Source organism: Jeongeupia chitinilytica, from assembly GCF_014652315.1.
Taxonomy (GTDB): domain Bacteria; phylum Pseudomonadota; class Gammaproteobacteria; order Burkholderiales; family Chitinibacteraceae; genus Jeongeupia; species Jeongeupia chitinilytica.
On sequence record NZ_BMYO01000005.1, the window covers coordinates 21,932 to 47,824 of the forward strand.

The window sequence follows — 25,893 nt, forward strand, 5'->3', positions numbered from 1 at the left end:
TCCCGGTCAATCGCGATGCTTGAGCCGACCCGCTTCGTGAATCTGGGATTGTTGCTGTTCTCGGCGCTGGCGCTGCTGGCGGGCGCCGTCGTCTACTTCGTCGGCGACGCCGGTCGGGCAGCGTGGATCTGGCGGTTGGGTGCACTGCCGGTGCTTGCCGTCACGTTGCTGGCGAGCGTCGAGGCACTACGCCGTCGTGAAAGCCGCGTCGACGTGCTGGCCTTGCTGGCGATCGGCGGTGCGTTGCTGCTGGGCGAGAATCTGACCGCCGCTGCGATCGCGCTGATGCTCGCCAGCGGTCGCGCGCTCGAAGAGTACGCGCAGGCGCGGGCGCAGCGGGAGATGGCGGCCTTGCTCGCGCATGCGCCCCGCCAAGCGAATCGTTACGAAGGCGACCAAGTTGTCCAGATCGGGCTGGAGGCGATCTGCCGCGGCGATCGGCTGCTGGTTCGCGCCGGCGAGACCATTCCGGTCGATGGCTCGCTGCTCGGGCCGGCCGAGCTGGACGAGGCGGCGTTGACCGGCGAGGCGTTGCCGGTGAGCCGGCAAAGTGGTGAGACCGCGCTTAGCGGCACCGTGAACGCAGGCGCCGCGTTCGACATGGTGGCCACGACGGCGGCGGCCGACAGCACTTTCGCCGGTGTCGTGCGGTTGGTCGAGACCGCGCGCCAGCGCCGCTCGTCGGCCGAGCGACTTGCCGATCGCTATGCGCTCTGGTTTGTTCCGCTCACGGTCGCGATCGCCGGCACAGCATGGCTACTGAGCGGCGATCCGCTGCGCATGCTGGCGGTGCTGGTCGTGGCAACGCCTTGCCCACTGATTCTGGCGGTGCCGGTGGCGATCGTTTCCGGCATGTCGAGTTGTGCCCGGCGTGGCGTGTTGGTCAAGGATGGCCGTGCGCTGGAGCAACTGGCTCAGGCGCATACGCTGTTTTTCGACAAGACCGGCACGCTCACCAGCGGCCGTGCGCGCCTGGTCGCGATCGAGTCCGATCCGGCCTTCGGCCCGGATGAGGTGCTGCGGCTCGCCGCATCGCTGGACCAGGCGTGTAAGCACGTACTGGCCGAGGCGGTGGTGAGCGCCGCGCGTGAACGCGGCCTATGCTTGTCTCTGCCGACGCGGGTCGAAGAAGCTGCCGGTGCCGGCGTACGTGGCATAGTCCAAGGTCAAGCGATCGTCGTCGGCAACTTTCCTTTCGTGTCCGAAACGGCGCCGACGTTGCCCGCGTGGGTGCCGGCGTTTCTGCGACGGCTGGGGTTTGACGGCGTGACCGGTGTGTTTGTCAGCGTTGAGGGCCGGATCTGCGGCGGGCTGCAATTCGCCGATGAAATTCGTCCTGACACGCCACGGGCGCTGCGTTTGCTCAGGAAAGCCGGCGTCACCCGAATCACGATGCTGACTGGAGATCACCGCGAGGTGGCGGAAACGTTCGGCGCCGTTCTCGGCGTCGACGCGCTGTGCGCCGAACAAAAGCCGGCCGACAAGCTGGCGGCCATCGAGGCGACGCGCGCGGCAGGCCGGATCGTGATCATGGTCGGCGACGGCGTGAACGATGCGCCGGCGTTGCAGGCGGCCGACGTCGGCGTGGCGATGGGTGCGCGTGGCGTTGCCGCTGCTTCCGAGGCGGCGGATGTGGTGTTGCTGGTCGATCGCCTCGACCGGCTGGCCGACGCATTGTTGATCGCCATCCGGGCGCGTCGGATCGCGGTGCAGAGCGTCAGCGTCGGCATGGGGCTATCCGGCGTGGCGATGCTGTTTGCCGCCTTTGGCTTCCTGCCGCCTTTGATCGGTGCGGTGCTTCAGGAAGCCATCGACGTGGCGGTAATTCTGAATGCGTTGCGGGCACGATCAAAAGGCTCACCGCATCCGCACGGCACCTTGAGCGTCACCGAGGTCGAGCACCTCAAAGCCGAGCACGCCGAGCTCGGTCCGGTGCTCGATCGGGTCGGCTGGCTGGCCGACCGCCTGGCCGACCTGTCCGGGCCTGCTGCGGTCAAGGAACTGAACGAGCTCGATACCTTGCTGCGCGAGCGGCTATTGCCGCACGAGCGACAGGACGACGCCGAGCTTTACCCCGGCATCGCGCGGCTGCTCGGCGGCGACGATCCGATGTCGACCTTGAGCGGCATGCACCGCGAGATATTTCGCCTCGCAAGAATGCTCACAAACCTGACCGATGCTCTACCCGCCGAAGGCCCGGACGAGCCGACGCTGAAGTTGTTGCAAGGCTTGCTGTACAGCATGAACGCAATTATTCGATTGCATTTTGCGCAGGAGGAAGAGCTCTATTTCGCGCTGGGCGAATCGATGTGAGCCTTGCTGAAAAAGCAGCGTAGTCATTGTTGCCTTCTGATGCCTGTTGCGTAGTGGCGCATTTTGATTTGATCAAAAAGCTGTAATCTCAAGTGGGACTCTCTGAGTCGTGCCAATCGGCCGATCATTGTTTCCGAACTTGATATGAACGGGAGCCGTGCTCGCCAGAGCAGGCTCGATTAATTCAGTCTTTGTCGTAGCAAGACACATTGCCAAAAAACAGGAACGTCAAGTGGCGCTAAATTAGCACTGTTGGCGCATCAGCAAGTAATGCCGGGCGAGAATGCCGACCCGGTTTCTCAAGGAGAGCATGCATGTTCACCAAGATTCTGGTCGATTTCGATGTGGTACACCTCTCTGACCAAGCCGCTGGTCTGGTGCTTGAAATGGCGAAGTCTGCAGACGCCTTGGTGACACTGCTGGTCATCCGGGCACAGCTCGATAACGTCATGAGCAAGTCCGACGACGATTTCATTGCAAAGGTCAAAACGCAGATTGCACCGAAGTTCGAACTTTTGCAGCAACAGGCCGAGGCATGGGGCGTACAGCTTGAGCTGGAAGTAACTTGGGGGGACGAAGTAGAGCAACTACTTGCAGTCATCCAGCGTGATGGGTACGACTTACTGGTGATCGGCAAACAGCACACTGGTGGATTGATCCATGCAATCGAGGGCATTGTCTGGAAGACTGTTGTGACCCGAGCATCTATTCCAGTACTGACTTTTCCTTGAGCCTAATACTCTCAGCTGAAGGAGGGTTCCACAAACGTCTACATTGGATGCGTTGGACCTGACACCGATGACACCGGATGACACGTCGGGTGTTTAGGAAAAGATTTTATAAATCACTCGCCTGACACCGATGACACGTCTGACACCACCAATTGATCTAGGGCAAATGCTCCGCAGAGCGGTGTAGGTTGGAATGGTATTAAAGCCCTGACGATTTCTGGAGCGGATGAGTCCTCATTCTTGCACTGCCCAGCTTTTTTGTTCGCTCGCTCTCTGATACCTCTCAGTCATTCTTTGGGCACTCTGTTTACCGATGAGGTTCGTTTCCGGGCGTAGTAGCCGTAGCGGTGTTTTGGTTCATTGTCATATCCAGAAAGTCTGCCCAGGCTTGAAGCATGGTGAGTCGTTGGTCTTTGTACTGAGCATGAGCGTACACACCGGCAATACCGGGGGTCGCATGACTCAAAGCAGCCTCGATGACTTCACTTGGGTGGCCTTGGTCTCGTAACTGTGTACTGATTGTGTGTCGATGATCGTGAATCACGTAATCGTCGATTCCGGCGGCAACTAGTGCTGCTTCGTGCGCACCATCAAGGTTGTCGCCCTTCATGGCGCGGGTAGGATTGGTTCGCATGGGCAAGACCCAATCACTACCCCCACCGAGCCGTTGCAGTTCGGACAGCATCTTGACTGCTTGTAGTGGCAAAAACACCCGGTGTTCCTTTTTGCTCTTCATGCGGCTGCCTGGAATCAGCCACTCGCCGGTCCCAATATCGAACTCCTTCCAGCTCGCACCGCACAGCTCGTTTTTGCGCAAGCCAAGCATCAGTAGCAAATGTAACGCCAGCTTGTAGCCGCGATAACAATCAAGATCGTGCAGTGATACAAGGTAGCGGTGTATTTCCTGATTGCTCAGCCAGCGTTCGCGCTGGCCTCGGGTGCCGATGCGGGCTGCGTTGATTTGTCGGGCGGGGTTGATCTTGCACCAGTCATGTTCGATGGCGTAATCGAAAATCCGTAAAGCCCAGCCTCGTGCATGCAGTGCGGTTGGTGTGCCACTGCGTTCCCGAACGGCGAAAAGCTGTGTCCGCAATGCGGGTGCGTCGATGTCGTCCAAGGCCATTGCACCAAGGGAAGGGATCAGGTGGAGCCGGACTGGTAGCCAGCCCTTGTCGGGGTTTTTCCAGTTGCGATCAACCCACTCGATTTTGTAGCGGTCGGCGGCGTCAGCAAACGTCATGCGTGCTGCTTTGCACGCTGCAAGCGAAGCCTGTTGCCGCGCTTCAGCAATGGCTTCTAGGCTCTCACCTGCAATCAGGAGCGCGCGAGTTTGGTCGTCTGCGAGGAGCTCGCCAGGCTACTGCCCGTGCTCGGCCAGTCGACGTGCTGCAATCAGTAACCTACGGGCCTCAGCGAGCGAAACGGCTGGGTACTTGCCCAGGCCCGGTTTGTGCCGCTTGCCTCGTAAAACGAAGTCGCATTTCCACGACTTGCCGCCGGTCGAACGAACCAACAGGAACAGACCATCGGTATCGGGCAGGGCGTAATCCCTTTCCTTTGGCTTGGCTTTCTGGCATTGCAGTTCGGTTAGCGCCATGAGTCCCCCCGTTTTTTTTGAATCACCGGGGAGATTTTAGAGCAGGGGGAAAAACGGGGGGAATATTTCGTGGTTTCGGTTGAATGCAGTTGGACCGGATTGGACGGTAAAAAACCCCGAGACCAAGTAATGGTGCGGGGTTTTTGGGGTATTTCCGGATGCGCCTAGACGGTGCTGGACGGTGGATTTTACTCCATCCGGTAGTTCGGTGCTTCCTTGGTGATCTGCACGTCGTGGACGTGCGATTCACGGATGCCCGAGGCGGTGATCTCGACGAATTCGGCCTTGGCGTGGACGTCTTCGATCGTGGCGCAGCCGAGGTAGCCCATCGACGAGCGCAGGCCGCCCATCAGCTGGTGAACGATGGCGGTCAGCGGTCCCTTGTAAGGGACGCGGCCTTCGATGCCTTCCGGTACCAGCTTGTCGGCGTTGTTGACGTTGTCCTGGAAGTAGCGATCGGACGAGCCGTTGCTGCCGGCCATGGCGCCGAGCGAGCCCATGCCGCGGTAGCTCTTGTAGCTGCGGCCCTGGAACAGTTCGACTTCACCCGGGGCTTCTTCGGTGCCGGCGAACAGGCCGCCGAGCATCACGCAGCTGGCGCCGGCGGCGATGGCCTTGGAAATGTCGCCCGAGAAGCGGATGCCGCCGTCGGCGATCAGCGGGACACCGTGCTTGGCGAGCGCTTCGGCAACGTTGGCGACGGCCGAGATCTGCGGCACGCCGACACCGGCGACGATGCGCGTGGTGCAGATCGAGCCCGGGCCGATACCGACCTTGACCGCGTCGGCGCCGGCGTCGACCAGCGCGAGTGCGGCGGCGGCGGTGGCGATGTTGCCGCCGATGACCTGGACATGCGGGAAGTTCTGCTTGACCCAGCGGACGCGGTCGATCACGCCCTGGCTGTGGCCGTGCGCGGTATCGACGACGATCACGTCGACGCCGGCTTCTGCCAGCAGGGCAACGCGTTCGTCGGTGCCTTCACCGACGCCGACGGCTGCGCCGACACGCAGGCGGCCCTGTTCGTCCTTGGCGGCAAGCGGGTGTTCGCTGGTCTTGATGATGTCCTTGACGGTGATCAGGCCCTTGAGCTTGAAGCTGTCGTCGACAACCAGCACGCGCTCGAGGCGGTGCTCGTGCATCAGGCTGCGCGCTTCGTCGATGCTGGCGCCTTCCTTGACGGTGATCAGCCGCTCTTTCGGAGTCATAATCGAGCTGACCGGCACGTCGAGGCGCGATTCGAAACGGATGTCGCGGTTGGTGACGATGCCGACGACCTGGCCTTGTGCGTCGAGCACCGGCAGGCCGGAAATCTTGTGCTGGCGGGTCAGGGCGAGCACGTCGCGGACCAGCATGTCCGGGCGCACGGTGACCGGGTCCTTGACGATGCCCGATTCGTAACGCTTGACCTTGGAGACTTCGAACGCCTGCGCTTTCGGCGTCATGTTCTTGTGCACGATGCCCATGCCACCTTCCTGCGCCATGGCGATGGCGAGGCGCGATTCGGTCACCGTATCCATGGCGGCGGACAGCAGCGGCAGATTCAGGCGAATGGTGCGGGTGAGCTGGGTGGAGAGACTGACATCGCGCGGCATCACGGTCGAGTGAGCCGGAACGAGGAGGACGTCGTCGAAAGTGAGAGCTTTCTGAACGATGCGCATGGTGGGCGAAATCCTTTGCACGCAAAAGCAGATTATACCGAAAGCGCCAGCTTGCTGCGAGTGTGATTACCTTACCGTCATTCGGCAGCGGGGGGCTGACGCAGGCTACGCGGTGCAGGTTACAATCGTTACGATTGAAAAAAACAATCGGGATGGAGTAACGACTATGAGCATGGCGCTGCGCCACTGGCGCGCCGGGTTTCTGCTGATGTTCATCGCCTGTGTGGGGATGATCGGCTTCGCGCTGTATCACCAGATCTACCATTGGGTGATGCCGTGTCTGATGTGCGTTTACCAGCGGCTGGCGATCATCGTGATCGGTGTACTGGCGCTGGTTGCCGCGGCGTGGCAACCGGACAGCAAGGGGGGCGTGAAGCTCCTTGGCGGTCTGATCATTCTGGCCGCCATGGCCGGGGCGCTGGCAGCGATCTGGAACTTGCGGCTGCAGTACGGCCCGGTCGACCCGAGCGTGACCTGCGCGGCGAGCCTGCCGTTTCCGATCGACCTGAACCAGGCGCCGGCCTGGCTCGGCACGCTGATCCGCCCGGTTGGCGATTGCTCGGCGATCGACTTCAAGCTGTTTGGCGTCACGATGCCGGCGTGGACCCTGCTGGCTTTCCTCGGACTGATCGTGGTGACGGTCGGCCTGTGCTCGGCACGCTGCGCCGAAATCGGCCGGAGACGCTGGCGATGACGCTGACCGAGTTCCGCTACATCGTTGCGGTGGCGCGCGAGCGCCATTTCGGTCGGGCTGCGGCGAGCTGCTTTGTCTCGCAGCCGACGCTGTCGGTTGCGGTGAAGAAGCTCGAAGACGAACTGGGCGTGACGCTGTTCGAGCGTGCTGCCGGCGAAGTGACGCTGACGCCGAATGGCGAGCGCATCGTCGAACAGGCGCAGCGCGTGCTCGAGGAAGTGCAGGTGATCAAGCAGCTGGCCGAGCAGGGCAAGGACCCGCTGGCCGGACCGCTGCGGCTGGGCATCATCTATACCATCAGCCCCTATCTGTTGCCGCACCTGATTCCGGATCTGCGCGAGCGCGCGCCGCAGATGCAGATCCTGCTCGAGGAAAACTACACCGGTCGACTGGCCGAGATGCTCAAGCAGGGCGAGATCGATCTGGCAATCCTGGCCGAACCGTTTCATGAGGCCGGTATCGCCACACTGCCGGTCTATGACGAGCCTTTTGTCGTCGCCACGCCCAAGGGACATCCGTGGGAGGCGCTGGCGACGATCGATTCGGATCAGCTCGCCGAAGAGAACGTGCTGCTGCTTTCGCCAGGCAACTGCTTCCGCGACCACGTGCTGCAGACCTGCCCGGATCTGAATCGCGAAAGTCTGCCGGCGGGTAGCCTGCAACGCACGCTGCAAGGGTCGTCGCTGACGACGATCCGGCACATGGTGGCCGGCGGTATCGGCGTAACCGTATTGCCGGCGACCTCGGTGTCGAGTGCGGACGAGGCGCTGCTGTCGATTCGTCCGTTCAGCGAACCGGTGCCGACCCGGCGTGTCGTGCTGGCATGGCGCAAGAATTTTCCGCGTGCAGCGGCAATCGAGGCCGTGCGTCAGGCCATCCTGGCCTGTGACCTGCCGGCGGTGACGTTGCTGGACGAGCCGGAAATCCACCGGGTCTGACCGGTTGAACCCAATACTGGCCGGACGCCGATGCGTTCGGCCTTTTCATGTCTGGAGTTGAAATGACTGTCCCTGTCGTCATCGTCGGTGCCGGCCTTGCCGGTTACAACCTCGCGCGCGAATGGCGCAAGCTCGACACCGAAACCCCGCTGGTCATCGTTGCACGCGATGCGGCAGACTTCTATTCCAAGCCGATGCTGTCGAATGCGCTGGCCGGCAACAAAACGCCGACTTCCCTGGTGATGAAACCGGCGGCAAAAATGGCCGAGGAGCTCAGGGCCACGGTGCGCGCGCATACCGAAGTCGAGGCGATCCTTCCGGAGGCCAGGACCATCCGTCTGGCCGGTGGCGAAGAGCTGGCCTATCGCGATCTCGTTCTGGCGCTGGGGGCTGACCCGATACGGCTGCCGCTGCAGGGTGATGCCGCTGATGAGGTGCTGTCGGTCAATGACCTCGGCGATTACGCCCGGTTTGCCGAACGGCTCGAAGGCGTCGGTCGCGTTGCCATTCTCGGTGCGGGCCTGATCGGCTGCGAGTTCGCCAACGATCTGCTTTCACGCGGGATCACGCCGACGCTGATTGATCCGGCCGCTGCGCCGCTGTCACGCCTGCTGCCGCAACGTGCTGGCGAGCTGCTGGCTCAACGGCTTGCTGAGGCCGGGGTGTCGTTCCGGAGCGGCGCAAGTGCGCAGGCAGTTGAACGAGCTGGTTCTGGGTACGAGGTGGTGCTCGACAGCAACGAACGTATTGCCGCCGATCTGGTGCTCTCGGCCGTCGGTCTGCGTCCACGCGGTACGCTGGCCGCGGCTGCCGGCCTGCGCACCGCCCGGGGCGTTGTTGTGACGCCCACATTGCGGACGTCGGCAGCGCATGTCTATGCGCTGGGTGATTGTGCCGAGGTCGCCGGATTGAACCTGCCATTCGTCATGCCGATCATGCAGCAGGCCAGGGCCCTGGCGGCCACGCTGGCAGGGGTCGAAACCCCGGTGCTCTATCCGGCGATGCCGGTGCTGGTCAAGACGCCATCATGCCCGACCGTGGTGGCGCCGCCGGTTTCCGGTGACGGCGAATGGCAGTGCGAGGACGTTGAAGGCGGGATGATTGCCCGCTGCGTCTCGGTGGAAGGCGGGTTGGTCGGTTTTGCACTGCTGGGAACCGCGACCAGGGAGCGACAGGCGCTGCTTGCCCAGTTGCCCGCGTGGCTGTCATAACGCATTGCAATGACCTGCCGGGTGGGAGGTACCCGGTGGGGGCGATTCAGTCCTGTCAGTCCTGATTCAGTGCAGGTGCAATGACCGGCGTGATGCCGAGCTGACGCAGTTTTTGCGCGGCTGCATCGGCTTCGGCACGTGACTTGAACGGGCCGATCTGGACCCGGGTTTCCAGATAGGCGGGCACACCGGCGGCTTGCAGCTTGCGCAGCAGTTTCTCGGCGTTGTCCGAATGCAGGAACACCCCGGCCTGTACCGTGTAGCCATCGGCGCGCCTGACGACGGCCGGGGAGGTCGCGCCAACGGAGGGGGCTACGGTCTTGGCTGGCGCGGGTGCGGTCGTCGGCGCCGGTATTTCGCGTGCCGGTTTGATGGCGCGTGAGGTGGTCGATTCCGTAGTGGATTGCGGCGAGGTATCGTGCTGCTGGGGGGGCATCGCGGTTGTTGGTGCTTGCGGATGCTCGGCCTCAGCCTCGGGCTGGCTGGCGCTGGCTGCCGAAGAGGCCGCCTCGGCTGCGGGTGCGGACGCAGAGGCGGTGTCCGCGGTCGGGGCGCTTGCAATCGGGCTTGGCGAGGCAATCTGGGGTGCCGGAGGGGCTTGCTTGGAGCGATCGAGCAGTTGCAGGGTGCCGATCACCAGCCCGATCAGTACAACGGCAATACCCAAGCGCCAGTAGAGCTGCGTATGCAGCTTTTGCTGGGAGCGCTGTTCGTCGATGGGGTCGGGAGTGGTGCCGCTGTCGGCGTCCCGTTCGGGCGTGTCGCTCATGGTCGGCAAGGGAGTGCAAGCCAAACGGCTTGATTTTGTTATAATACTTGGCTGTCCAGCCGCAGATTACGGCCGGGAGCGGTGTAGTCCCTTCGAGGCTAGCCGATTTCGGCCCGCAATGTAAACCAGACCAAAAATCATTTGTCTCTTAAACGAAACCACCGGAGTTTGTCCCATGGCTATTGAACGCACCCTGTCGATCGTGAAGCCCGATGCAGTTGGCAAGAACGTGATCGGCAAGATCTATGACCGCTTCGAATCGGCCGGCCTCAAGGTCGTTGCTGCCAAGATGAAGCACCTGTCGCGCGCCGAAGCCGAAGGCTTCTACGCCGTGCACAAGGCACGTCCGTTCTTCAACGATCTGGTGTCGTTCATGATCTCCGGTCCGGTGATGATCCAGACACTGGAAGGCGAAGGCGCCATCCTCAAGAACCGTGAGCTGATGGGCGCGACCGACCCGAAGCAGGCCGACAAGGGCACCATCCGTGCCGATTTCGCCGATTCGATCGATGCCAACGCCGTTCACGGCTCCGATTCGGCTGAAAACGCTGCAATCGAAATCGCCTACTTCTTCGCGTCGAGCGAAGTGTACGGCCGCTAAGGAATACTGAGATGTCGGTCAATCTGCTCGATTACGATGCGCAGGCGCTCGCCGAACTGATGGTGAAGTACGGCGAAAAACCGTTCCGCGCCAAGCAGCTGCTCAAGTGGGTGCATCAGCGCGGCGTGGCGGATTTCGAGCAGATGACCGATATCGCCAAGTCGTTCCGCAGCAAACTCGCCGCCGACGCGGCGGTGACCATTCCGGGGCTGCTCGCCGAGCAGATCGCCACGGACGGCACCGCCAAGTGGCTGCTGGATGTCGGTACCGGCAACGGGATCGAAACCGTATTCATCCCCGAAGATGACCGCGGCACCTTGTGCGTTTCCAGTCAGGTCGGCTGCGCCCTCGATTGCGGCTTCTGCTCGACCGCCAAGCAGGGTTTCAACCGCAACCTCACGACCGGCGAAATCATCGGCCAGCTGTGGTGGGCCAACAACCGGCTCTCCGCCGAGCAGGCGCGCATCGGTGCGCCGCTGGAAGAGGGGGGACGCGTCGTCTCGAACGTCGTGATGATGGGCATGGGTGAGCCACTGGCCAACTTCGACAATGTCGTTGCGGCACTGCGTCTGATGCTCGACGACAACGCCTATGGTCTGTCGCGTCGCCGCGTGACACTGTCGACGTCGGGACTGGTGCCGGCAATGGACCGGTTGCGTGATGCCTGTCCGGTGGCGCTGGCCGTCAGTCTGCATGCACCGAACGATGCGATCCGCGACGAAATCGTGCCGATCAACAAGAAGTACCCGCTGAAAGAGCTGCTGGCCGCCTGCAACCGCTATCTGGAAAAGGCGCCACGCGATTTCATCACTTTCGAATACGTGATGCTTGCCGGTGTCAACGATCAGCCCGAGCATGCGCGCCAGCTGGCGGCGCTGCTGCGCGACGTGCCGTGCAAGATCAACCTGATTCCGTGGAATCCGTTCCCGGGGGCGGACTACAAGCGATCCGGCCGGGATGCTATCCTCGCGTTCCGGGATATCGTGATTGACGCCGGTTACATCGTGACCGTGCGCAAGACCCGCGGCGACGATATCGACGCCGCCTGTGGCCAGTTGGCCGGTCAGGTCAAGGACAAGACCCGTCGTGCCGAGAAGCATGCGGCGGAAGTCCGGCCGATCACGTTCCGACCGTAAACGAGGAAGAAATGAGTCTGCGTCCGTTCGTACTGCTGTTGGCCTTCCTGTTCACGAGCGGCGCAGCCGTGGCCGACGTCCAGGGTGAAGCATCGCCGGACCGGCGCGCGAATGTACGTACGCAGCTTGCTGCCGAGTACTTTCGGTTTGGTCGATATGCCGTGGCGATCGACGAAGCCAACAAGGCGATCGAGGCGGACAGCAAGTACTCGCCTGCCTACACGATGCTCGGACTGATCTACGCCGAGATCAAGGACGACGCCAAGGCGAAACAGAATTTCCAGGAAGCGCTGCGCTTGTCGCCGGACGACTCGGACGCCAACCACAACTATGGCTGGTTCCTGTGCGAACACGGCCAGATGCAGGAAGGTCTTGGCTACTACGACCGCGCGCTTGGCAATCCGCTTTACGAAACGCCGGAGAAGACGGCACTCAATGCGGGTCAGTGCGCGCTGAAGAACAATGACACCGATACCGCCCGGCGCTACTTCGAACGTGCGCTGCAGTATCGGGCCAATTACACGCCGGCGACTTATCAGCTTGCGGAGTTGGGGTTGAAGACCAAGGACTATGTCACTGCGAAACGCTATGCGCTGGTGCTGAAGAAAACCACCCAGCCGAGTGCGGCGCTGACATGGCTGAACCTGCGGATCGAGCGTGGTCTAGGCAACAGCGACGGCGTCACCCGCTATGCGCAGGAACTGCGCAAGCAGTTCCCGGATTCGCTGGAAACGACCAAGCTGGCCGCCGGCCAATACGAATAAGAAGCGCGAATTAAGAAGCGATGACAGACGAGCCGATCCAAACCCCGCCCGAAACTCCCGCCACGCCACCCGCCGGTGTCGGCATCCAGTTGCGCCAGCAGCGCGAGTCGCTTGGATTGTCGATCGACGACGTGGTCAACCAGCTGAAGCTGACGCGCGGCCAGATTGCCGCGATCGAAGAAGACCGCTTCAGTGATCTGCCTGGGAATACCTTTGCCCGTGGTTTCGTGCGCAACTACGCCCGGCTACTCCAGCTAGATCCGGAGCCGCTGGTTGCGCAGCTGACGACCGAGTTGCCGGTCGAGCGTGAACAGGCATCGCTGCCGCACCTGACCGAGGAAGCCACGTTCAGCATCGGTGGCGGTGCCCGGGTCGGCCGGCCGCTGCAGCTCGCACTGGTCGTGATTGCCGGGCTGATTATTGGCGCAGGTGGCGTGTTCTGGTACTTGCAGCAACCGGCAGCGCCGGAACTGAATGTGTCTACCGCGACGCTGACCCTGCCTGAAGCTTCGGTGCCGGTCGAGCTGGTCGCCTCGGTCCCCGCTGCCAGTGAAGTCGCCAGCGAGATCGCTTCGGTGCCGGTTGCTACGGCCGCGGCGCAGACTGAAACGCCGGCCAGCGTGCCGGCTTCCGCGCCGGCTGCGGTCGGCAATGGCGAGCTGCGGCTTGTCGTCGAGCAGGATTCGTGGATCCAGGTGATCGATGCCGGCGGCAACAAGCTGATTTCCGAAGTGCTCAAGGCCGGTGACGAACGCAGCCTCGGCGGCGTGGCGCCATACCGGATCAAGATCGGCAACGCACCGAAAACCCAACTTTATCTGCGTGGCCAACGCGTGGATCTGGCGCAGTACAGCCGGTCCGACGTGGCGACGCTGGAACTCAAGTAAGACCCGATGAGCGACATTCTGATTCCCCGCCGCGCGACCCGCCAGGTTCGCGTCGGCCACGTCATGGTCGGCAGCGACCATCCGGTCGTCGTGCAGTCGATGACCAATACCGATACCGCCGATGCCGAAGGTACCGCGCGGCAGATTTTCGAGCTGTGGCGCGCCGGCTCCGAGGTCGTTCGCATCACCGTCAACAGCCCGGAAGCCGCGGCCCAAGTCGGCAACATCAAGACCAAGCTGGAGAACTGGGGTTGCAAGGTGCCGCTGGTGGGGGATTTCCACTTCAACGGCGACCGTTTGCTGCGCGATTACCCCGACTGTGCAGAGGCGCTGGCCAAGTACCGGATCAATCCGGGCAATGTCGGCAAGGGTAGCAAGCGCGACGAGAAGTTCGCCTTCATGGTCGAGAAGGCCATCGAATATCAGAAGGCCGTGCGTATCGGTGTCAACTGGGGTTCGCTTGACCAGAGCATGGCCACCCGGCTGATGGACGAGAACGCCAAGCGCGCCGTGCCGCTGTCGGTCGAGGCGATCATGCGCGAGGCGCTGATCCGCTCGGCGCTGGAGTCGGCCGATCAGGCGATCGCTTGGGGCCTCAGTCCGGACCAGATCATCCTGTCGTGCAAGGTATCGCACGTGCAGGATCTGATTGCCGTGTACCGCGATCTGGGTGGCCGGTGCGACTACCCGCTCCACCTCGGTCTGACCGAAGCCGGCATGGGCAGCAAGGGCATTGTCGCGTCGAGCGCGGCGCTGGCCGTGCTGCTGCAGGAAGGCATTGGCGACACCATCCGTATTTCGCTGACGCCCGAACCCGGCGGCGACCGGACCAAGGAAGTCATCGTCGCGCAGGAACTGCTGCAGACGATGGGCCTGCGCGCGTTCACCCCGCTGGTCACCGCCTGCCCCGGGTGTGGCCGGACGACGTCGACGGTATTCCAGGAGCTGGCACAGAAGATCCAGTCCTTCCTGCGCGAGCAGATGCCGGTCTGGCGCGAAGCCTACCCCGGTGTCGAGGACATGAAGGTCGCGGTGATGGGGTGTGTCGTCAACGGCCCGGGCGAATCCAAGCTGGCCGACATCGGCATCAGCCTGCCCGGTACCGGCGAAGTGCCGGTCTGTCCGGTCTACGTCGACGGTGAGAAAACCGTCACGCTCAAGGGCGAACAGGTGGCCGAAGAGTTCCAGGCCATCGTCGAAAATTATGTGGTCAGCAACTATGGCGACGGCGGTGTGAAGCGCCGTGCCGTTGCGGCCGCCAAAACCATTCCGCTTCAACCGATTCGATAAACATGGCACAAACGATTCAAGGCATTCGAGGCATGAACGACATCCTGCCGCAGGAAGGTGCACGCTGGCAGCATTTCGACGCCGTGGTGCGCGACTGGCTTGCCGCCTACGGCTACAACCAGATCCGCACGCCGATCGTCGAGGCGACGCAACTGTTCGTGCGGGGCGTCGGTGAACATACCGACATCGTCGAAAAGGAAATGTACGCGTTCGAGGACAGCCTCAACGGTGAGCAGCTGGTATTGCGCCCCGAAGGGACGGCCGGTTGCGTGCGCGCCTGCATCGAACACGGCATGCTGTACAACCAGACCCAGCGCCTGTGGTACACCGGACCGATGTTCCGGCACGAACGGCCGCAGAAGGGCCGTTATCGCCAGTTCCATCAGGTCGGTGTGGAAGCGTTCGGCTTCAACGGACCGGACGTCGACGCCGAGATGATCGTGATGCTGGCCGACCTGTGGCGCCGGCTCGGGCTGACCGGCCTGAAGCTCGAGCTCAACACGCTGGGCGATTCGGCCGAACGTGCCGCACACCGTCAGGCGCTGATCGCCTATCTGGAAAAGCACGTCGACATTCTCGACGAGGACGGCAAGCGCCGGCTGTATACCAACCCGCTGCGCGTGCTCGATACCAAGAATCCGGCATTGCAGGAGATGGCCGAGAATGCGCCGAAGCTGGCCGAATTCCTCGGCGATGAAACGCGCGCACACTTTGCCGGGCTCTGCAGCCTGCTCGACGATGCCGGCATTGCCTACATGCTGAATCATCGGCTGGTGCGCGGTCTCGATTATTACAACCGCTCGGTGTTCGAGTGGACGACGGACCAGCTCGGCGCTCAGGCGACGGTGGCTGCCGGCGGTCGATACGACGGTCTGGTCGAGCAGCTCGGTGGCAAGCCGTGCCCGGCGGTCGGTTTTGCCATGGGCATCGAGCGGCTGATCCTGTTGCTGGAAACGCAGGGCGTCGACATGCCGCGCGTGGTGCCGGACGTCTATCTGGTGCACAGCGGTGAAGCTGCTGCGCGCGCCGCATTCCGCGTCGCACGCGAACTGCGCGACGCCGGACTCAAGGTCGTGCTGCATGCCGGCGGGGGCAGTTTCAAATCGCAATTCAAGAAGGCCGATGCCAGCGGTGCGCATTTCGCCGTGGTGATCGGCGACGAAGAAGCGGCGGCAGCAACGGCCAATCTGAAGCGCCTGACCGGCGATGGCGGTGGCGAGCAGCAGGTCGTCGCGCAGAACGAACTGGTCGCATGCCTGAGCGCTGCGGCATAATCGCCGACATTCAAAAACGACTGAGATCGCACGGGGACTGCAATGGCGTTTGACCTGCAAGAACAAGAACAGATTGCCGAATTCAAGGCCTGGTGGAACGACTGGGGCAAATGGCTGGCGGGCGCTGTCGTGGCCGCGCTGGCAGTCTGGGGCGGCTGGGCCGGCTGGGAGCACCGACAGGCTTCGCAGGCCCATCAGGCCGGCGACCTTTACAGTCAGGCTGAAACCCAGCTGCAGACCGATCCGGCCAAACTGGCCGGTACTGCCAAGACGATCGAGCAGCAGTTCGGTTCGACCGGCTACGCGGCACGTGCATCGTTGCTCGCCGCCAAGGCCGATATCAACGCCAGCAAGCCGGCCGATGCAGAGGCGCAGGTGAAGTGGGCCATTGCCAATGCCAAGGAAGCACCGCTGCGTGATGTCGCGCGCCTGCGTCTGGCAGCGATCCAGCTCGATGCAGGCCAGTTCGACGCCGCGCTCGCGACACTGCAGGCTCGCGAGGACGATGCGTATACGGCGCTGTTTGCCGAAGCACGCGGCGACGTGCTGGTCGAGAAGGGCGACAAGGCCGGTGCACGCGATGCCTATCGCGATGCGCAGTCGAAACTGCCGAAAGACGCGCCGAACCTGAAGTTCGTCGAAGTGAAGCTCGAAGCGCTGGGGAAGGATTGAAATGCGGATGAAGTCTACGCTGTTGGTCACGGTGCCGTTGGCACTGTTGTTGGCCGCCTGCGGTTCGATCAGCAATGCACCGACGCCGTCGCCGCTGCCCGTCGTCGAAAATCAGGCCGGGCTGTCCCAGGTCTGGCGTGCGTCGGTCGGTGGCAAGACCGAATTCCGTTTCCAGCCGGCACTCGCGGGCGACCGCGTGGTTGTGGCCGGCTCGCCAGATCGTCTGACCGCGCTGTCGCTGGACAGCGGCGCCAGTCAGTGGCAGGTCAAGCTCGAGAAGCCGGTTGCCGGGGGAGTTGGCGCTGCAGAAGGGCTGATTGCGGTCGGGACGCTGAAGGGCGAGATCTTCACCTACAGCTACGATGGCAAGGCCTTGTGGCATGCGCAGCTGAGCAGCGAAATAGTCTCGCCGCCGGCGGTTGCCGACGGCGTGGTACTGGTGCGGACGGTCGACGGCAAGATCAGCGGCCTGTCGGCGGTTGACGGTGCGCTCAAGTGGCAGTTCCAGCGGCAGATGCCGGCGCTGATCCTGCGCAACTACGCGCCGATGACGCTGCGCGGCGGCATTGCGCTGGCAGGACTGGCGGGTGGCCGGCTGGTGGCGCTGGGCGCACAGGACGGTCGCGTGCTGTGGGACAGTCCGGTTGCGATGCCGAAGGGCGCAACCGAACTCGAACGGATCGCCGACGTCGTGTCGGCGCCGGACGTCAACGGCAACATGGTGTGTGCAGCGGCGTACCAGGGGCGCGTGTCATGCTTCAACGTGCTGAACGGCTCGCCGGTCTGGTCGCGTGAAGTGTCGAGCTATGCCGGTGTCGCCGGCAACGGCCGCTTGCTGGCCGTCACCGACTCCGAAGGCAATGTGCTCGGCTACGACCGCAATAGCGGTCGCAGCCTGTGGAAACAGGACAAGCTGCTGGCGCGTTCGGTGGGTTCACCGGCGATGCTCGGCGGTTATGTCGCCGTTGCCGACTACGAAGGCTATGTCCATGTGCTCAAGCCGGAAGACGGCAGTCTGGTCGGGCAGCTGCCGACCGACGGCGCACGCATTGCCACCGAACCGGTGGTATTCAATAACAAACTGATCGTGCAGTCGCAAAGCGGTGACGTTTTTGCGCTGACTGTGAAATAGACCGTAAGAAACACTATCAATGAAACCGACGATTGCCCTCGTGGGCCGGCCGAATGTTGGCAAGTCCACGCTTTTCAACCGACTGACCAAGACGCGCGACGCGCTCGTTGCCGATCAGCCGGGCCTGACCCGTGACCGCCACTACGGCCATGGGCGCGTCGGTGAAAAACCGTACTTCGTCGTCGATACCGGCGGCTTCGAACCGGTCGTCGACGAAGGCATCATGTTCGAAATGGCGCGGCAGACGCTGCAGGCGGTCGACGAGGCCGATGCCATCGTCTTCATCGTCGACGGCCGTGTCGGTATTACGCCGCAGGACAAGATCATCGCGCAGCGGCTGCGGCAGAACGACCGTCCGGTCTGGGTTGCGGTCAATAAGGTCGAGGGCATGCAGCGCGCCGTCGTGACCGCCGATTTCTACGAACTGGGCCTTGGTGATCCGGTCGCGATTTCGGCCAGTCACGGCGAAGGCGTGCGCGACCTGATCAACGAAATCCTCGACGGATTCGAAGTGCCGGTCGACGAGCCCGAGGCGGATCATCCGAAGTTCGCCGTAGTCGGTCGTCCGAACGTCGGCAAGAGTACGCTGGTCAACGCAGTGCTCGGCGAAGAGCGCGTGATCGCGTTCGACCAGCCGGGCACGACACGCGACTCCGTCTACATCGACTTCGAGCGCAACGGTTCTCCGTATACGATCATCGATACCGCAGGCGTGCGCAAGCGCGGCAAGGTCACGGAGATGATTGAAAAGTTCTCGGTCATCAAGACCATGCAGGCGATCGAAGACGCCAACGTGGCCGTGCTGGTGCTCGACGCGATGCAGGAAGTGTCGGATCAGGATGCCCGCGTTGCCAGTTTCGTGATGGAAACCGGGCGCGCGCTGGTCGTCGCCGTCAACAAATGGGAAGCCGCCAACGCCGAGCAGCGAGACCGGATCAAGCGCGAAATCGACCGCAAGCTGTCCTTCCTCGACTTTGCCAAGTTCCATTACATCTCGGCGCTGGGCGGGCAGGGGGTGGGCGAGCTGTTCAAGTCGATCGACCAGGCTTACACCGCAGCGATGATCAAGATCCCGACACCGAAACTGACGAATGCATTGCAGTTGATGATTGAACGCCAGCAGCCGCCGCTGGCAGGCAAGGTCCGGCCGAAGATGCGCTATGCGCATCAGGGCGGTTCCAATCCGCCGGTGGTGATTGTTCACGGTAATGCGCTGGATCATGTGCCAGACTCTTACTGGCGCTATCTTGAACGCAGCTTCATGAAGGTGTTCAAGCTGCAGGGCACGCCGTTGCGGGTGCAGTTCAAGCGCAGCGCGAATCCTTACGACGACAAGACCAAGAAGCCGGGACCGAAACCGAAGCCGCGCAGCAAGTTCTGATTGCTGCTCCGCACCATGGTGGCGTCCCGACAACTTCTGTACTATAAGCGTAAGAAGCAACCCTGTTTGACAAGACAATTCGACCAATAACAAACACATCGGAGAACAACAATGAGTGCCAAGGGGCAAATGCTGCAAGACCCGTTTCTGAACATCCTGCGCAAAGAGCACGTTCCCGTATACATCTATCTCGTCAACGGCATCAAGCTGCAAGGCCAGATCGAATCGTTCGACCAGTACGTCGTGTTGCTTCGCAACAATGTGACGCAGATGGTTTACAAGCATGCGATTTCGACCGTGGTGCCGTCGCGTCCGGTTTCGATTCCGCACGACAATCCGCAAGCTGCTGCCGCTGCACCTGCTGGCGAAGCTTGAGCGCTGTCCGCGCATCAACCCCGACAGGCGTCCGCCTTTCGGGGTTTTCACTTGTTTGGGCCGGCATTTGCCGGTCATGAAAAAAGATAGGCATGTTTGAACGTCACAAGGGCGGCGACTCGGCCGTCTTGGTCTGCCTCGACTTCGGCGAGCCGGACTATCGGGATGGCGTCGACGAATTCGTCCAGCTGGTCGAAAGCGCCGGTGTCACGCCACTGAACATCATCGAAGGCAAGCGGGCCCGGCCCGATCCGGCCTACTTCTCCGGTAGCGGCAAGGCCCAGGAAATCGCCGAGGCGGTCCGTGCGTACGAAGCGCCGCTGGTGATTTTCAACCACCAGCTGTCACCGGCGCAGGAGCGCAACCTCGAGCGCATCATGCAGTGCCGGGTGATCGACCGTACCACGCTGATTCTCGACATTTTCGCGCAGCGTGCGCGCACCGCTGAAGGCAAGCTTCAGGTCGAACTTGCGCAACTTGCGCACATTCAGACGCGACTGATCCGTGGCTGGACCCACCTTGAGCGGCAGAAGGGCGGGATCGGTCTGCGCGGCCCAGGTGAAACGCAGCTGGAAACCGACCGCCGTCTGATCGGTATTCGCGTCAAGCGGCTCAAGGAACAGCTTGCAACCGTGCAAAAACAGCGCACCACGCAGCGCCGTGCCCGCATGCGCCGTGGCCAGTTCACGGTATCGATTGTCGGCTATACCAACGCCGGCAAGTCGACCCTGTTCAATGCACTGACCAAATCCAGGATTTACGCCGCAGACCAACTGTTTGCGACGCTCGATACCACGTCGCGCAAACTGTTTCTCGATCCTGAGCATTCGGTGGTTCTTTCGGATACGGTCGGCTTCATCCGCAGTCTGCCGCATACGCTGGTTGCCGCGTTTCGGGCTACGCTGGAGGAGACAATCGAAGCCGATCTGCTGCTGCATGTCGTCGACGTGAATCATCCGCTGCGTGATGCTCAGGTGGATGCTGTCAATGGGGTTTTGCAAGAAATCGGTGCGGAACAGATTCCGCAATTGATGGTCTGGAACAAGATCGACCTGAAGGGGGGCGAGCCAGCCGTCCTGTTGGACGAGTATGGTAAGATCCAAGCCGTGCGCCTGAGTGCCATGCATGGGAATGGCTTGGACCTGCTCCGCTCGGCTTTGGTCGATCTCATGAGCCAACCCAGCGAGGAAAACTAACGATAATGAGCCAAAACGACCCGCAATGGGGCGGCCGCCGCAAGGATGGCCCGCCTGATCTTGACGAAATGATCCGCAACCTGACAGGCAAACTGTCCCGTTTCTTTGGTGGCGGTAATGGCCAGGGGCCACGCCCGCAACTGAGCGGACGCGGTGGCTTGACCGGCGTCGGCGCCATTGTCGCCGTGCTGGTGGTGCTCTGGGGCGCTTCCGGCTTCTATGTCGTTGACGAACGCGAAGATGCCGTGATCATGCGCTTCGGCCGTTATGTCGACACCGTCGAGAACTCGGGCCTGCACTGGCACCTGCCGTGGCCGATCGAAAGCCGCGAGCTTGTCAACGTGACCGAAATCCGGAGTCTCGACGTCGGCGCTCGCGCGGAAGGCAAGTCGGCCGACGAGGCTGTGATGCTGACCGGCGACCAGAACATCATCGACGTCCAGCTCGAAGTCCAGTACACGCTCAAATCGGCGAAGGACTTCGTCTTCAACAACCGTCGTAGCGATCGCGACGGCAAGGATCTGGTCAAACAGGCTGCAGAGACCGCGATCCGCGAAGTCGTCGGCAAGAACAAGGTCGACTACGTGCTCAACGAAGGGCGCGGCAAGATCGGCGAGGACACCAAGGAACTGATGCAGGACCTGCTTGATCGCTACGCAACCGGCATCTCGGTTGCCCGGGTCAACATTTCCGACGTCCAGCCGCCCGAACAGGTGCAGGCGGCATTTGCCGACGCGGTCAAGGCGCGTCAGGACAAGGCAAGGCTGATCAACGAAGGTACCGCCTACGCCAACGACGTGATTCCGAAGGCCAGCGGCATGGCGTCACGACTGGTGCAGGAAGCCGAAGGTTACAAGCAGCAGGTCGTTGCGCGTGCCGAGGGTGACGCTTCGCGCTTCACCCAGATTGCAAGCGAGTATGCCAAGGCGCCGCAGGTGACGCGCGACCGCATGTATCTGGATACGATGCAGCAGATGTACCAGAACACCACCAAGGTACTGGTCGATCAGAAGTCCGGCAGCAATCTGCTGTACCTGCCGCTCGACAAGCTGATGCAGATGTCTTCCTCCTCTTCGCCGGCTGCAAGCGGCGAAGCTGCCAAACCCGTCGCCGAGGCCGCACCGGCTCCGGCGCCCGCACCGCGCGCGAATGATCGCGGCGAGCGTTACGGTCGATAAGGGGAGAAGAACATGAACCGTATTTTGCCAACGCTGGCACTGATTCTGGTCGCCCTGTTCGTGCTGAGCACGACGTTCTTTACCGTCGACCAGCGCCAGTACGCCGTGGTGTTCCAGTTCTCCGAAGCCAAGCGCGTCATCAGCGAGCCGGGCATCCATTTCAAGATTCCGCTGCTGCAGGATGTCCGTTACTTCGACAAGCGCATCCAGACGATCGACGAAAACCAGCCGGCACGGGTCCAGACGATCGAAAAGATGAACGTCAAGGTCGACAGCTACATCAAGTGGCAGATCGTCGACGTCGAGCGTTACTACAAGGCGGTCGGTCTTGATGAGCGCAAGGCGGTTGATCGCCTGCGCAACACGGTCAACAACATGCTGCGCGACGAGTTCGGCAAGCGCACGGTGCAGGACGTGATCTCGGGCAAGCGCGAAGAGGTGATGGCTTACGTTCGAAAGGTTGCCGATGCCGATGCCGCCCGGATTGGTGTGCGTGTGGTCGACGTCCGGGTCAAACGGGTCGAACTCGAGGACAGTACGCTGGCTTCGGTGTACGAACGCATGCAGTCCGAACGCAAGGCCGTCGCCAATCAGCTGCGCGCAGAAGGTTCGGCAGACGCCGAAAAGATCAAGGCCGATGCCGACAAGCAGCGCGAAGTCATCATGGCGGACGCGTACAATCAGGCCCAGCAACTCAAGGGTGAAGGTGACGGCAAGGCCGCGGGGATCTATTCCGCCGCCTACGGCAAGAACCCCGAGTTCTACGCGTTCTACAAGAGCCTTGACGCCTACAAGCAGAGCTTCAGCAAGAAGAGCGATGTGCTGGTCGTCGATCCGAGTTCGGAGTTCTTCAAGTACATGAAGAATCCGCGCGGCGGCGGCAAGTGATCGAAACGCTGGCACTGGCGCTGGCGTTGGTCATGGTGATCGAAGGCCTGTTGCCGTTCGCCATGCCGGCGTTCTGGAAGCGCAATATGTTGCGGATTGCCGGTCTGCCCGACCGGCACATTCGCGTGTTTGGTCTGGTATCGTTGCTGGGGGGCATGCTGCTGGCTTTACTGGCACGCTGACCGGCTTTGTGATGGATTTGATGCGCCCGACCGGCTTTGCCGGCGGGCCTTTGGTTTGAATGGAAGCATGAGAAACTGGATTCTCCCGGAACACATTTCCGACGTCCTGCCCCGCGAAGCGCGGCAGGTCGAAACCATGCGCCGCGGCATGCTCGACCTGTTCGGCCGCTACGGTTACGAACTCGTGATGCCGCCGCTGGTCGAGTACGTCGAATCGCTGTTCCTGCTTGACGATCCGGCGCTGAACCTGAAGACGTTCAAGTTCGTTGACGAACTGACCGGACGGCAGATGGGCCTGCGTGCCGACATCACGCCGCAGGTGGCACGGATCGATGCACACATTCTCAATCGCAAGGGTGTGACTCGGCTGTGCTACGCCGGGTCGGTCGTCAATACCCGTCCCGACGGCATCCAGTCGACGCGTGAGCCGCGACAGATCGGCGCGGAAATCTATGGCAGCGCCGATGTGGCCGCCGACGTGGAAATCATTGAGCTGCTGTTTGCCTGTCTCGGCATGGCGGGGCTCGACAACATCTGTCTCGACATCGGCCATATCGGTCTGTTTCATGCACTGGCCGATGCCGCTGCGCTGCACGGGGAGGCACGTGATCAGGCGTTTTCTGCGCTTCAGCAGAAAGATGTGCCGACGCTGCACGCATTGACAGCGGATTTGCCTGCGGACCTCGCCGGCGGCCTGCGCGCGTTGCCGTCGCTGTACGGCGGCGCCGAAACGCTGGCCCGTGCACGCGCGGCCCTGCCGCAGCTGCCGGGAGTGATCGATGCGCTCGATGCGCTGCAGGCACTTGCGACCGCGCTTGCGGCCCGGCAGATTTCCGTTCGCTTCGACCTCGCCGAGGTCAAAAGCAGTGACTACCACACGGGGCTTGTGTTTGCGGCCTATACCACGGGCTTTGCCAATGCGCTGGCGCGCGGCGGGCGTTACGACCGTGTTGGTGAGAAATTCGGCCGGGCGCGCGCAGCGACCGGTTTCAGCCTCGATGTACGCGCACTGACGCGCCTGCCGTTCCCGGATGCCGCACCCGGCATTCTGGCGCCGGCCGGTGATGATCCGCGGCTGATCGCCGCGATCCGCGCCTTGCGGGCGCAAGGGGAGACCGTGGTGGTCGATCTCGGCATCGTCGCAGGTGAAGTACGTGTCGACCGGCAACTGGTTGACGGCAAGGACGGCTGGCTGGTCGTCGCATTCGACGGCAAGGCATAATCCGGTCCGCGCAGCCGCCCGCTGCGCGCTCCGTTTGCAATTTACATTTGATTTGATCGAGGTTAGGCATGAGCAGAAATGTGGTCGTGATCGGCACCCAGTGGGGCGATGAAGGCAAGGGCAAAATCGTTGACTGGCTGACAGACCAGGCACAGGGTGTGGTGCGCTTCCAGGGCGGTCACAATGCCGGTCACACGCTGTGGGTCGGCGGCAAGAAGACCGTACTGCGGCTGATTCCGTCGGGCATCCTGCACCCGGGCAAAGCCTGCTTCATCGGCAATGGCGTGGTGATTTCGCCCGAAGCGCTGCTGAAGGAAATCGATGAGCTCGAAGCCGCCGGCGTCGATGTCGTCAAGCGTCTGAAGATTTCCGAAGCTTGCCCGCTGATCCTCCCGTACCACATCGCCATCGACCAGGCGCGCGAAGCCGCCAAGGGCGACAAGAAGATCGGCACCACCGGGCGCGGGATCGGTCCGGCGTACGAAGACAAGGTTGCGCGCCGTTCGATCCGGTTGCAGGACCTGTACTACCGCGAGCGTTTTGCCGCCAAACTGCTCGAGAATCTCGACTGGTACAACTTCGCGCTCAAGCACTACTACAAGGCCGAGCCGCTGGACTTCCAGCGCGTACATGACGAAACGCTGGCCTTTGCCGAGCGCATCAAGCCGATGATGGCCGATGTGTCGCGTGACCTGTACGAACTGAACAAGTCGGGCGCACCGCTGCTGTTCGAAGGTGCCCAGGGCACGCTGCTCGACATCGACCACGGTACCTATCCGTTCGTGACTTCAAGCAACTGTGTGGCCGGCGCTGCGGCGCCGGGCGCCGGTGTGGCACCGCAGATGCTGCAGTACGTGCTTGGCATCGTGAAGGCCTACACGACCCGTGTCGGTTCGGGGCCGTTCCCGACCGAGCTGTTCGACGATGTCGGTGCCGGTCTGGCACAGCGCGGCAACGAGTTCGGTTCGGTTACCGGCCGTCCGCGTCGTTGCGGCTGGTTCGACGCGGCTGCACTGAAGCGTTCGATCCAGATCAACGGCGTATCGGGTTTGTGCGTGACCAAGCTGGACGTGATGGACGGGATCGAGACCATCAACCTCTGCACCGGTTACAAGCTTGACGGCCAGTTCGTCGACATTCTGCCGATCGGTGCCGAGAACATCTCGCGTTGCGAGCCGGTGTACGAAGAGATGCCGGGCTGGAGCGACTCGACGGTTGGCATCAAGCGTTACGAAGACCTGCCTGCCAATGCTCAGGCGTATCTGAAGCGCATCGAAGCGATCTGCGAAGCACCGGTCGACATGATTTCGACCGGTCCGGATCGTGAAGAAACGATTGTGTTGCGCCATCCGTTCAACGGCTGAGCCAACGCATGAAACAACAAAGCCCCGCATTGCGGGGCTTTTGTTTTGTCTGCTGCATGCGCAACGTCCTATCGGGCGGATAGGGAAATTTGACTGGAGTTAATTTCGATAATGGTTTTCATTAATAAAAAGGAGTCAGCCATGTTCAAGACCGTGACCTTTGCCGCCACCCACTTCTCGGTTGTCTTTGCGGTCGCCTACGCGCTGACCGGCAGTTTCGGCATCGCCAGCACTCTTGCGCTGGCCGAACCGATGGTCAACACCGTGGCTTACCATTTTCACGAAAAGATCTGGGATCGTGTCCGAGGACAGGAACGCCGGCAGGGTGTCGATGCCGGTCATGCCCGTTTGTGCGGCCATGGGCACTGATGCCGTTCATCGGTTGACGTCGGTGCTGCTTCTTCCCGACTTGCGCGAGAGTAGGGGACTCAGCATAATGA

26 protein-coding genes are annotated in these 25,893 nt (G+C 62.1%); 22 read left to right on the forward strand and 4 right to left on the reverse strand.

Annotated features, from left to right (window positions below; genetic code table 11):
* Positions 1-15: 15 nt before the first annotated feature.
* Complete coding sequence (locus IE097_RS09745; RefSeq protein WP_189460231.1) at positions 16-2,313, forward strand: heavy metal translocating P-type ATPase; 2,298 nt, start codon at positions 16-18, stop codon at positions 2,311-2,313.
* Between the two features lie 314 nt (positions 2,314-2,627).
* Positions 2,628-3,044, forward strand: a complete 417-nt coding sequence (locus IE097_RS09750) for a universal stress protein (protein WP_189460233.1) — start codon at positions 2,628-2,630, stop codon at positions 3,042-3,044.
* 307 nt (positions 3,045-3,351) lie between these two features.
* On the opposite strand, the gene IE097_RS09755 is transcribed toward IE097_RS09750, so the two are convergent.
* The 3 genes from IE097_RS09755 to guaB form a co-directional block, all read right to left on the reverse strand.
* The gene (locus tag IE097_RS09755) at positions 3,352-4,284 is read right to left on the reverse strand and encodes a tyrosine-type recombinase/integrase (RefSeq protein WP_189460235.1); all 933 of its coding nucleotides are present in this window, start codon (positions 4,282-4,284) and stop codon (positions 3,352-3,354) included.
* A 117-nt stretch (positions 4,285-4,401) separates the two neighbouring features.
* On the reverse strand, positions 4,402-4,641 hold the full coding sequence (locus tag IE097_RS09760) for an Arm DNA-binding domain-containing protein (RefSeq protein ID WP_189460237.1): 240 nt from the start codon (positions 4,639-4,641) through the stop codon (positions 4,402-4,404).
* 188 nt (positions 4,642-4,829) lie between these two features.
* Positions 4,830-6,299, reverse strand: a complete 1,470-nt coding sequence (gene guaB, locus IE097_RS09765) for an IMP dehydrogenase (protein ID WP_189460239.1) — start codon at positions 6,297-6,299, stop codon at positions 4,830-4,832.
* 166 nt (positions 6,300-6,465) lie between these two features.
* On the opposite strand from guaB, the gene IE097_RS09770 reads away from it, so the two are divergent.
* The 3 genes from IE097_RS09770 (at position 6,466) to IE097_RS09780 (ending at position 9,142) form a co-directional block, all read left to right on the forward strand.
* The gene (locus IE097_RS09770) at positions 6,466-6,993 is read left to right on the forward strand and encodes a disulfide bond formation protein B (protein ID WP_189460241.1); all 528 of its coding nucleotides are present in this window, start codon (positions 6,466-6,468) and stop codon (positions 6,991-6,993) included.
* Positions 6,990-7,931, forward strand: a complete 942-nt coding sequence (locus tag IE097_RS09775) for a LysR substrate-binding domain-containing protein (RefSeq protein ID WP_189460243.1) — start codon at positions 6,990-6,992, stop codon at positions 7,929-7,931. The genes IE097_RS09770 and IE097_RS09775 overlap by 4 nt, the downstream gene beginning before the upstream one ends.
* Before the next feature lie 62 nt (positions 7,932-7,993).
* Complete coding sequence (locus IE097_RS09780; RefSeq protein WP_189460245.1) at positions 7,994-9,142, forward strand: NAD(P)/FAD-dependent oxidoreductase; 1,149 nt, start codon at positions 7,994-7,996, stop codon at positions 9,140-9,142.
* 55 nt (positions 9,143-9,197) lie between these two features.
* On the opposite strand, the gene IE097_RS09785 is transcribed toward IE097_RS09780, so the two are convergent.
* Complete coding sequence (locus IE097_RS09785) at positions 9,198-9,911, reverse strand: SPOR domain-containing protein (protein ID WP_189460247.1); 714 nt, start codon at positions 9,909-9,911, stop codon at positions 9,198-9,200.
* Between the two features lie 175 nt (positions 9,912-10,086).
* Between IE097_RS09785 and ndk the strand changes: the two genes are divergently transcribed.
* The 17 genes from ndk to IE097_RS09870 all read left to right on the forward strand — a co-directional run bounded on the left by ndk (position 10,087) and on the right by IE097_RS09870 (position 25,822).
* Positions 10,087-10,512 carry a nucleoside-diphosphate kinase gene (gene ndk / locus IE097_RS09790; RefSeq protein ID WP_189460249.1) on the forward strand — a complete coding sequence of 142 codons (426 nt, stop codon included), beginning with the start codon at positions 10,087-10,089 and terminating at the stop codon, positions 10,510-10,512.
* 11 nt (positions 10,513-10,523) lie between these two features.
* Complete coding sequence (rlmN, locus tag IE097_RS09795) at positions 10,524-11,648, forward strand: dual-specificity RNA methyltransferase RlmN (protein WP_189460251.1); 1,125 nt, start codon at positions 10,524-10,526, stop codon at positions 11,646-11,648.
* An 11-nt stretch (positions 11,649-11,659) separates the two neighbouring features.
* Complete coding sequence (gene pilW / locus IE097_RS09800) at positions 11,660-12,412, forward strand: type IV pilus biogenesis/stability protein PilW (RefSeq protein WP_189460253.1); 753 nt, start codon at positions 11,660-11,662, stop codon at positions 12,410-12,412.
* A gap of 20 nt (positions 12,413-12,432) precedes the next feature.
* The gene (locus tag IE097_RS09805; protein ID WP_189460255.1) at positions 12,433-13,299 is read left to right on the forward strand and encodes a RodZ domain-containing protein; all 867 of its coding nucleotides are present in this window, start codon (positions 12,433-12,435) and stop codon (positions 13,297-13,299) included.
* Between the two features lie 6 nt (positions 13,300-13,305).
* A complete protein-coding gene (gene ispG, locus IE097_RS09810; RefSeq protein ID WP_189460257.1) occupies positions 13,306-14,589 on the forward strand; it encodes a flavodoxin-dependent (E)-4-hydroxy-3-methylbut-2-enyl-diphosphate synthase in 1,284 nt (427 codons plus the stop codon).
* Positions 14,590-14,591: 2 nt separating this feature from the next.
* Positions 14,592-15,863 (forward strand): histidine--tRNA ligase, encoded by a 1,272-nt coding sequence (hisS, locus tag IE097_RS09815; protein ID WP_189460259.1) that lies wholly within the window; start codon positions 14,592-14,594, stop codon positions 15,861-15,863.
* A 42-nt stretch (positions 15,864-15,905) separates the two neighbouring features.
* Positions 15,906-16,535, forward strand: a complete 630-nt coding sequence (locus IE097_RS09820; protein WP_189460261.1) for a YfgM family protein — start codon at positions 15,906-15,908, stop codon at positions 16,533-16,535.
* A gap of 7 nt (positions 16,536-16,542) precedes the next feature.
* Positions 16,543-17,667: an outer membrane protein assembly factor BamB gene (gene bamB, locus IE097_RS09825; protein WP_189460263.1), complete on the forward strand. Its 1,125-nt coding sequence runs from the start codon at positions 16,543-16,545 to the stop codon at positions 17,665-17,667.
* 19 nt (positions 17,668-17,686) lie between these two features.
* Positions 17,687-19,048, forward strand: coding sequence for a ribosome biogenesis GTPase Der (gene der, locus IE097_RS09830; protein ID WP_189460265.1), 1,362 nt, complete (start codon positions 17,687-17,689; stop codon positions 19,046-19,048).
* A gap of 111 nt (positions 19,049-19,159) precedes the next feature.
* Complete coding sequence (gene hfq, locus IE097_RS09835) at positions 19,160-19,423, forward strand: RNA chaperone Hfq (RefSeq protein WP_189460267.1); 264 nt, start codon at positions 19,160-19,162, stop codon at positions 19,421-19,423.
* Positions 19,424-19,515: 92 nt separating this feature from the next.
* A complete protein-coding gene (gene hflX, locus IE097_RS09840; RefSeq protein WP_189460269.1) occupies positions 19,516-20,619 on the forward strand; it encodes a ribosome rescue GTPase HflX in 1,104 nt (367 codons plus the stop codon).
* A 5-nt stretch (positions 20,620-20,624) separates the two neighbouring features.
* The gene (gene hflK, locus IE097_RS09845; protein ID WP_189460271.1) at positions 20,625-21,797 is read left to right on the forward strand and encodes an FtsH protease activity modulator HflK; all 1,173 of its coding nucleotides are present in this window, start codon (positions 20,625-20,627) and stop codon (positions 21,795-21,797) included.
* 12 nt (positions 21,798-21,809) lie between these two features.
* The gene (hflC, locus tag IE097_RS09850; protein ID WP_189460274.1) at positions 21,810-22,685 is read left to right on the forward strand and encodes a protease modulator HflC; all 876 of its coding nucleotides are present in this window, start codon (positions 21,810-21,812) and stop codon (positions 22,683-22,685) included.
* On the forward strand, positions 22,682-22,867 hold the full coding sequence (locus IE097_RS09855) for a DUF2065 domain-containing protein (RefSeq protein WP_189460276.1): 186 nt from the start codon (positions 22,682-22,684) through the stop codon (positions 22,865-22,867). Before hflC ends, IE097_RS09855 begins: the two co-directional genes overlap by 4 nt.
* Positions 22,868-22,934: 67 nt before the next feature.
* Positions 22,935-24,089, forward strand: coding sequence for an ATP phosphoribosyltransferase regulatory subunit (locus tag IE097_RS09860; protein WP_189460278.1), 1,155 nt, complete (start codon positions 22,935-22,937; stop codon positions 24,087-24,089).
* 68 nt (positions 24,090-24,157) lie between these two features.
* Positions 24,158-25,453, forward strand: a complete 1,296-nt coding sequence (locus IE097_RS09865) for an adenylosuccinate synthase (RefSeq protein WP_189460280.1) — start codon at positions 24,158-24,160, stop codon at positions 25,451-25,453.
* 141 nt (positions 25,454-25,594) lie between these two features.
* On the forward strand, positions 25,595-25,822 hold the full coding sequence (locus IE097_RS09870; protein WP_189460282.1) for a DUF2061 domain-containing protein: 228 nt from the start codon (positions 25,595-25,597) through the stop codon (positions 25,820-25,822).
* Positions 25,823-25,893: the final 71 nt, after the last annotated feature.

What these genes read in the sequence shown, in the direction of transcription:
- IE097_RS09775 (WP_189460243.1), top strand. Translation starts at nt 6,990, where the DNA reads ATGACGCTGACCGAGTTCCGCTACATCGTTGCGGTGGCGCGCGAGCGC.
- der (WP_189460265.1), top strand. Translation starts at nt 17,687, where the DNA reads ATGAAACCGACGATTGCCCTCGTGGGCCGGCCGAATGTTGGCAAGTCC.
- IE097_RS09755 (WP_189460235.1), bottom strand. Translation starts at nt 4,284, where the DNA reads ATGACGTTTGCTGACGCCGCCGACCGCTACAAAATCGAGTGGGTTGAT.
- pilW (WP_189460253.1), top strand. Translation starts at nt 11,660, where the DNA reads ATGAGTCTGCGTCCGTTCGTACTGCTGTTGGCCTTCCTGTTCACGAGC.
- IE097_RS09780 (WP_189460245.1), top strand. Translation starts at nt 7,994, where the DNA reads ATGACTGTCCCTGTCGTCATCGTCGGTGCCGGCCTTGCCGGTTACAAC.
- IE097_RS09860 (WP_189460278.1), top strand. Translation starts at nt 22,935, where the DNA reads ATGAGAAACTGGATTCTCCCGGAACACATTTCCGACGTCCTGCCCCGC.
- IE097_RS09805 (WP_189460255.1), top strand. Translation starts at nt 12,433, where the DNA reads ATGACAGACGAGCCGATCCAAACCCCGCCCGAAACTCCCGCCACGCCA.
- bamB (WP_189460263.1), top strand. Translation starts at nt 16,543, where the DNA reads ATGAAGTCTACGCTGTTGGTCACGGTGCCGTTGGCACTGTTGTTGGCC.
- hflX (WP_189460269.1), top strand. Translation starts at nt 19,516, where the DNA reads ATGTTTGAACGTCACAAGGGCGGCGACTCGGCCGTCTTGGTCTGCCTC.
- hflK (WP_189460271.1), top strand. Translation starts at nt 20,625, where the DNA reads ATGAGCCAAAACGACCCGCAATGGGGCGGCCGCCGCAAGGATGGCCCG.
- guaB (WP_189460239.1), bottom strand. Translation starts at nt 6,299, where the DNA reads ATGCGCATCGTTCAGAAAGCTCTCACTTTCGACGACGTCCTCCTCGTT.
- IE097_RS09870 (WP_189460282.1), top strand. Translation starts at nt 25,595, where the DNA reads ATGTTCAAGACCGTGACCTTTGCCGCCACCCACTTCTCGGTTGTCTTT.
- hisS (WP_189460259.1), top strand. Translation starts at nt 14,592, where the DNA reads ATGGCACAAACGATTCAAGGCATTCGAGGCATGAACGACATCCTGCCG.
- hflC (WP_189460274.1), top strand. Translation starts at nt 21,810, where the DNA reads ATGAACCGTATTTTGCCAACGCTGGCACTGATTCTGGTCGCCCTGTTC.
- hfq (WP_189460267.1), top strand. Translation starts at nt 19,160, where the DNA reads ATGAGTGCCAAGGGGCAAATGCTGCAAGACCCGTTTCTGAACATCCTG.
- IE097_RS09785 (WP_189460247.1), bottom strand. Translation starts at nt 9,911, where the DNA reads ATGAGCGACACGCCCGAACGGGACGCCGACAGCGGCACCACTCCCGAC.
- IE097_RS09770 (WP_189460241.1), top strand. Translation starts at nt 6,466, where the DNA reads ATGAGCATGGCGCTGCGCCACTGGCGCGCCGGGTTTCTGCTGATGTTC.
- IE097_RS09820 (WP_189460261.1), top strand. Translation starts at nt 15,906, where the DNA reads ATGGCGTTTGACCTGCAAGAACAAGAACAGATTGCCGAATTCAAGGCC.
- IE097_RS09745 (WP_189460231.1), top strand. Translation starts at nt 16, where the DNA reads ATGCTTGAGCCGACCCGCTTCGTGAATCTGGGATTGTTGCTGTTCTCG.
- IE097_RS09750 (WP_189460233.1), top strand. Translation starts at nt 2,628, where the DNA reads ATGTTCACCAAGATTCTGGTCGATTTCGATGTGGTACACCTCTCTGAC.
- IE097_RS09760 (WP_189460237.1), bottom strand. Translation starts at nt 4,641, where the DNA reads ATGGCGCTAACCGAACTGCAATGCCAGAAAGCCAAGCCAAAGGAAAGG.
- ispG (WP_189460257.1), top strand. Translation starts at nt 13,306, where the DNA reads ATGAGCGACATTCTGATTCCCCGCCGCGCGACCCGCCAGGTTCGCGTC.
- ndk (WP_189460249.1), top strand. Translation starts at nt 10,087, where the DNA reads ATGGCTATTGAACGCACCCTGTCGATCGTGAAGCCCGATGCAGTTGGC.
- IE097_RS09865 (WP_189460280.1), top strand. Translation starts at nt 24,158, where the DNA reads ATGAGCAGAAATGTGGTCGTGATCGGCACCCAGTGGGGCGATGAAGGC.
- rlmN (WP_189460251.1), top strand. Translation starts at nt 10,524, where the DNA reads ATGTCGGTCAATCTGCTCGATTACGATGCGCAGGCGCTCGCCGAACTG.